Annotated in this window: 4 protein-coding genes; 2 read left to right on the top strand and 2 right to left on the bottom strand. The window is 43.9% G+C overall.

What is annotated here, in order from left to right:
- A partial coding sequence (locus BLV54_RS15100) for a transposase (protein ID WP_143032522.1) occupies nucleotides 1-520 on the bottom strand: 520 nt, incomplete at its 3' end.
- 458 nt (nucleotides 521-978) lie between these two features.
- Here BLV54_RS15100 and BLV54_RS15095 point away from each other — a divergent pair.
- Nucleotides 979-1,281: a hypothetical protein gene (locus BLV54_RS15095; protein ID WP_090572398.1), complete on the top strand. Its 303-nt coding sequence runs from the start codon at nucleotides 979-981 to the stop codon at nucleotides 1,279-1,281.
- Between the two features lie 161 nt (nucleotides 1,282-1,442).
- The gene (locus BLV54_RS16340) at nucleotides 1,443-1,592 is read left to right on the top strand and encodes a hypothetical protein (protein WP_176969811.1); all 150 of its coding nucleotides are present in this window, start codon (nucleotides 1,443-1,445) and stop codon (nucleotides 1,590-1,592) included.
- Between the two features lie 94 nt (nucleotides 1,593-1,686).
- Here the strand turns inward: BLV54_RS16340 and BLV54_RS15090 are convergent.
- On the bottom strand, nucleotides 1,687-2,081 hold a 395-nt coding region (locus tag BLV54_RS15090; protein ID WP_176969810.1), incomplete at its 5' end, for a 5'-nucleotidase C-terminal domain-containing protein.

Raw genomic sequence — 2,081 nt, 5'->3', positions numbered from 1 at the left:
CCAGTGCACTTCCAGCCTTATGATACAGCCGGGCATCTGTCGGGTAATTGATCGCTTTTTCCTGCACCGTGCTATCCACGTTTACTGCTGTGAGCGATGTCTTTGATACGGTCTGCGTGGCAATTCCTGCTACCACCGTTAGACTTAACATGAATTCACAGCCTGCTTCGCCTATGCGGTCACGAAATCTCGTCATCTGGCTGGGATCGATTGGCAATTCGTGGCGAAAGTATTCTTCTCCACAGAAGTATTGCCAATAGGGATTCTCCACCCAGCGTTCCACCACCGTTTCATCTGATTCATTGAAAGTGTGCTTCAGGTAGTGCAGCCCTACCATCAAGCGGATCGGAATAGCTGGGCGGCCTTCATCTGAATACAGTCGTTCAAACCGCTCTTCTACTACCGACCAGTCAATCTTCCCTGCCAGTCGGTATAGCTCGTGGCGCTGGTCCAACATCTGCTCCAGTCTCATGCGAAAAAGATCATCACAGGGGGTGGGTTCTTGCTTCTTTGGCTTCATCAATTCACCAGAAATTAGGGGTCAATAGTATTAATTCTGGCAAATTCCATACCTTTTCAGTATCCCTCAATGCCAATATTTATGCTAGTTTCTATAGTATTTCAGGGGCGACTAAGTAGCAAGTAGAGTCAGCACAAAATTAGCAATGTACCAAATGGCGCACCAAAAATGTACCGGTTAGACCTATAAAAAGCAGGTGCAGCTAGACCGGAAACCGGTTATCCTGAATAAAATGAGTTGAAAGCCCAAAGAAATATGGTGGCGAACATTCGATCGCTTGAGTGATATACATAATGTCACCCTCACGGGAACTCTGATTCGGATAGCGAAACAAATTGAAGTGAAGATCAGGATCTGAAATTTTATTCACGCAAGAATATTCGATAGATAAACAGTTTATCAGTTAATTCAACAGCGAATCGAGTCGTTAGCAATGAGCAAAATTATGAGGAGCAATCATGAGTATTCAATTACTACCAAAGCTCACCACGGATGAGTGGCAAATGATCCTTAGTACTTACGATGGCAATTGGGTAGAACCCCATCAGCCATTGAGTATAGCGACAGACATCATGGATGATAAAGGGGCTATTTCACTCACGGATTTAATGCCGGAATATGCAGCACTCGCACAAAAAATGCATACCTTAAGCCAGGCTGAACAATTAGCTATTATGGATTTCATTCAGAAATACTGGGCTAACGATTGGAGTGAATACCAAAACTGGGATGAGATTTATCAAAAGGTGATCAATCTTTAGAGCGGAAGTATTCTAAACCGGTAAAGGCTTTGGAATCACTATCTGTAGTCAATAGACTACAACGCTAAAACGGTCTGATATTGATCTGAATAACCGATCTTTCACGCTATCCAATACTAAGAACTGGGAACCCTACCCTTGCCTGGCACTAGTAAAACCGTTTGTTTATTTATAAAGAAATTGAATTCAATCAGCGCAACACCTTGAAAAAAAAAGATAAAATAGAAAAAACCTTGACTGATGAAGAACTAAAAGCATGGGAAAACAGCAGAACAGGGAAGCTGAGTTACTGCAAGCAGTACGGCACATGACTATCAGAAAAGGTCATAGGGTTATGTTCTCCATTATTTCTGCATGCAAGAAATCAGGTTTTTCGCACCTACCAATCCTGTGAGCAGCTAATTATCAGGGCAGCAGCGTGATGCGATTCTGTGGTCCTGGTGCTACAGGGCTGTTTGTGACGAAATAGGCCTCCAGCGCATCAAGATCAAGGGCACCACCCATACGGTCGATACCTTCTTTAAGAACGTAAAACTGGTCACCTCCCTCAGCCAAGAAACTGTTCACAGTCACCCGATAGCTCTTCTCCGGATCAACCATTATGCCGTTAACTTTGATACTGGTCGGATTAACATTATCGCAGGGCGTGCCCTTTTCTTTCCATTCATAGGTATAACCATGGGATACCTGCAGAATACGGTTGAACCTAAATTCCTCTTTTAACTCGAGCCAGGAGCCAAGTGAAGGGATGGTGAATCGGGAACTGGAGGATTTTCTGGTCTGGCAGCGAAGATTTTGTT

It is taken from the genome of Nitrosomonas sp. Nm33 (assembly GCF_900107265.1).
GTDB lineage: Bacteria > Pseudomonadota > Gammaproteobacteria > Burkholderiales > Nitrosomonadaceae > Nitrosomonas.
This window is presented reverse-complemented; position numbering and strand designations above follow the sequence as displayed.